The sequence below is a fragment of the Actinomycetospora sp. genome (assembly GCF_055612215.1).
The window spans coordinates 1-2,461 of sequence record NZ_JBVPVA010000771.1; the positions used below are offsets into that span (position 1 = coordinate 1).

Here is a 2,461-nt window from a genome sequence, read left to right on the forward strand (position 1 = left end):
AGGTCTCGAAGTGGATCGACCGGCTCGGGCCGGTCTGGGTGGAGGGCCAGCTCACCCAGGTCAGCGCCCGGCCTGGAACGGGCACGGCGTTCCTCGTGCTGCGCGATCCGGCGGCGGACGTGTCGCTGTCGCTGACCGCCCCCGCCCAGATCGTCCGGGACGCGACCCCGCCGCTCGCCGAGGGCCAGCGGGTCGTCGTCCACGGCAAGTTCTCGTTCTACTTCGGGCGCGGGACGCTCTCGCTGCGCGTCGACGAGGTCCGCGCGGTCGGGGTCGGCGAGCTGCTCGCGCGCATCGAGCGGCTGCGGGCGCTCCTCGCGGCCGAGGGCCTGTTCGACCCCGCCCGCAAGCGCCGCCTCCCGCGCCTGCCCGGCTGTGTCGGCCTCATCACCGGTCGGGCGAGCGCGGCGGAGCACGACGTCGTCAGCGTCGCGACCGGCCGCTGGCCCGGGGTGTGCTTCCGCGTCCTCAACACCGCGACCCAGGGCGTGCAGGCGGTCCCGCAGATCCTCGACGCGCTCGAGACGCTCGACCGGGACCCCGCCGTCGACGTCATCGTGCTGGCGCGCGGCGGCGGCAGCGTCGAGGACCTGCTGCCGTTCTCCGACGAGGCGCTCTGCCGCGGCGTGGCGAGCTGCCGGACCCCCGTCGTCACGGCGATCGGGCACGAGCCGGACACCCCGCTCGTCGACCACGTCGCGGACCTGCGCGCGGCGACGCCGACCGACGCCGCGAAGTGCGTCGTGCCCGACCTCGCCGAGGAGACCGCCCACCTCGAGCACCTGCGGACACGGGCCCGGCGGGCGCTGCACGCCTGGGTCGAGCGCGAGGAGGCGACGATCGCGCGGCTGCGCTCCCGGCCGGTGCTGGCCGACCCGCTGCGGACGGTGGCCACGCGCGCCGAGGAGGTCGTCGGGTTCGTCGGCCGCGGGCGCCGGGTCGTGGAGGGCGGTCTGCGCGAGCGCGACGCCGACGTGCGCCACCTGCGCGCCTCCCTCACCGCGCTGGGGCCGGCGGCGACCCTGGCCCGCGGGTACGCGATCGTGCAGTCCGGCGGCGAGGTGGCGGCGCCGGTGCTGCGCTCGGTCGACGACGTCGGGCCGGGTGACGTCCTGCGCGTGCGACTGGCGGACGGCGCCGTGCTCGCCCGGGTGGAGGAGCCATGACCGAGGGTACGGACGACGAGCCCGGCTACGAGCAGGCCCGCGAGGAGCTGGCGGCCGTCGTCGCGAAGCTCGAGGCCGGTGGGCTCTCCCTGGAGGACTCCTTGGCGCTGTGGGAGCGCGGCGAATCGCTCGCCCGCACCTGCGAGCGCCACCTCGCCGGCGCCCGCGAACGGGTGGAGACGGTCCTGCGCGAGGCCGAGTCGCGCGAGTAGCCGCACCCCCGCGCCCGCCGTCGGTCACACTGTGCGGTCATGAGCACCGCCCGGGGCAGTGCGGAGGGCGCCGAGGACGGGTGGGCGCGGACGATCCGCGACGCGCACGACGGCTACCACGCCGAGACGCGCACCCACCGCGACCCCGACGTGCTGGTCGACGACGTCGTCTCCTGGCGGATGCTCTCGCCCCACCTCATCCGCGCGCTGCTCTTCCTCGTCGCACCGACGGTGCTGCTGCTGATCTGGCTGCTGCTCGACTACCTCGCGAGCACGTCGAGCCCGTCGATCACCGGTCGGCTGATCATGAACGTGCTCGCCGCGCTCACCGTGGTGCTCTACCTGGCGGGGCTCGCGTCGTTCTTCGCGCCCGCGAAGGAGCCGATCGCCGAGTACTCCCGGCTCCTCGAGGGCCGGGCGGGGGCGGCCCGCGGCGCCTACCAGTGGGTCAGCCGGGCCGCGGCGGCCCGCCGGACCCCGGCCGAGGTCGAGCCGAGCACCGTCGCGGGGGTGCCGGTGCTGGTGTTCCGCCAGCGCAGCGAGCGCGCGATGCTGCTGGTGCAGCCCTACGGCGCGGACCTCTACGTCGGCTGGACGATGTGGCGCTCACGCTCGACGGCCACGCTGCTCGCCCATTTCCTGCGCGACACCTTCGGCCGGTTCGCCCCGCTGCCGGTCTTCTCGGCCGAGCTGCGGGCCGCCTCGACGCGGGCGATGCGCGAGAGCGTGCACTCGCTGGCCCGCGAGGGGGTCGCGGCCGCGGCGCACCTCGACGAGGCCCGCGCGCGGCAGGAGGCCGCCGCCCCGGCTGCGACCCGGCACGACGAGGCGCGGTACGACGAGGGCCGGTACGACGAGGCGCGGTACGACGGGGGCCGGGACGACGAGGGCCGGCACGACGAGGTCGGCGACCGCCCCGGACCGGCCGTCGGCGGCCGCTCCCCCGGCTCCGGTGCCCTCCCCCGCGCCACCCCTGCGGCCGACCCGACGGCGGACTGGACCACCGACGACCGGGAACGCGAGCGCGTCGCCCGCACTTGGGGCTGGGGCCCGCCCCCCCCCGACAGACCCCGCGGAGCGGCC

The 2,461-nt window shown here is 76.8% G+C and carries 3 protein-coding genes; all 3 read left to right on the top strand.

Annotated elements, in window-relative coordinates; all coding sequences use genetic code 11:
- A partial coding sequence (gene xseA / locus AC0CYZ_RS21060; protein WP_472218900.1) for an exodeoxyribonuclease VII large subunit occupies positions 1 to 1,166 on the top strand: 1,166 nt, incomplete at its 5' end.
- Positions 1,163 to 1,378, top strand: coding sequence for an exodeoxyribonuclease VII small subunit (locus AC0CYZ_RS21065; protein ID WP_472218902.1), 216 nt, complete (start codon positions 1,163 to 1,165; stop codon positions 1,376 to 1,378). The genes xseA and AC0CYZ_RS21065, both read left to right, overlap by 4 nt.
- A gap of 39 nt (positions 1,379 to 1,417) precedes the next feature.
- The coding region (locus AC0CYZ_RS21070) for a hypothetical protein (protein ID WP_472218904.1) at positions 1,418 to 2,461 on the top strand (1,044 nt) is incomplete at its 3' end.

What these genes read in the sequence shown, in the direction of transcription:
- AC0CYZ_RS21065 (WP_472218902.1), top strand. Translation starts at nt 1,163, where the DNA reads ATGACCGAGGGTACGGACGACGAGCCCGGCTACGAGCAGGCCCGCGAG.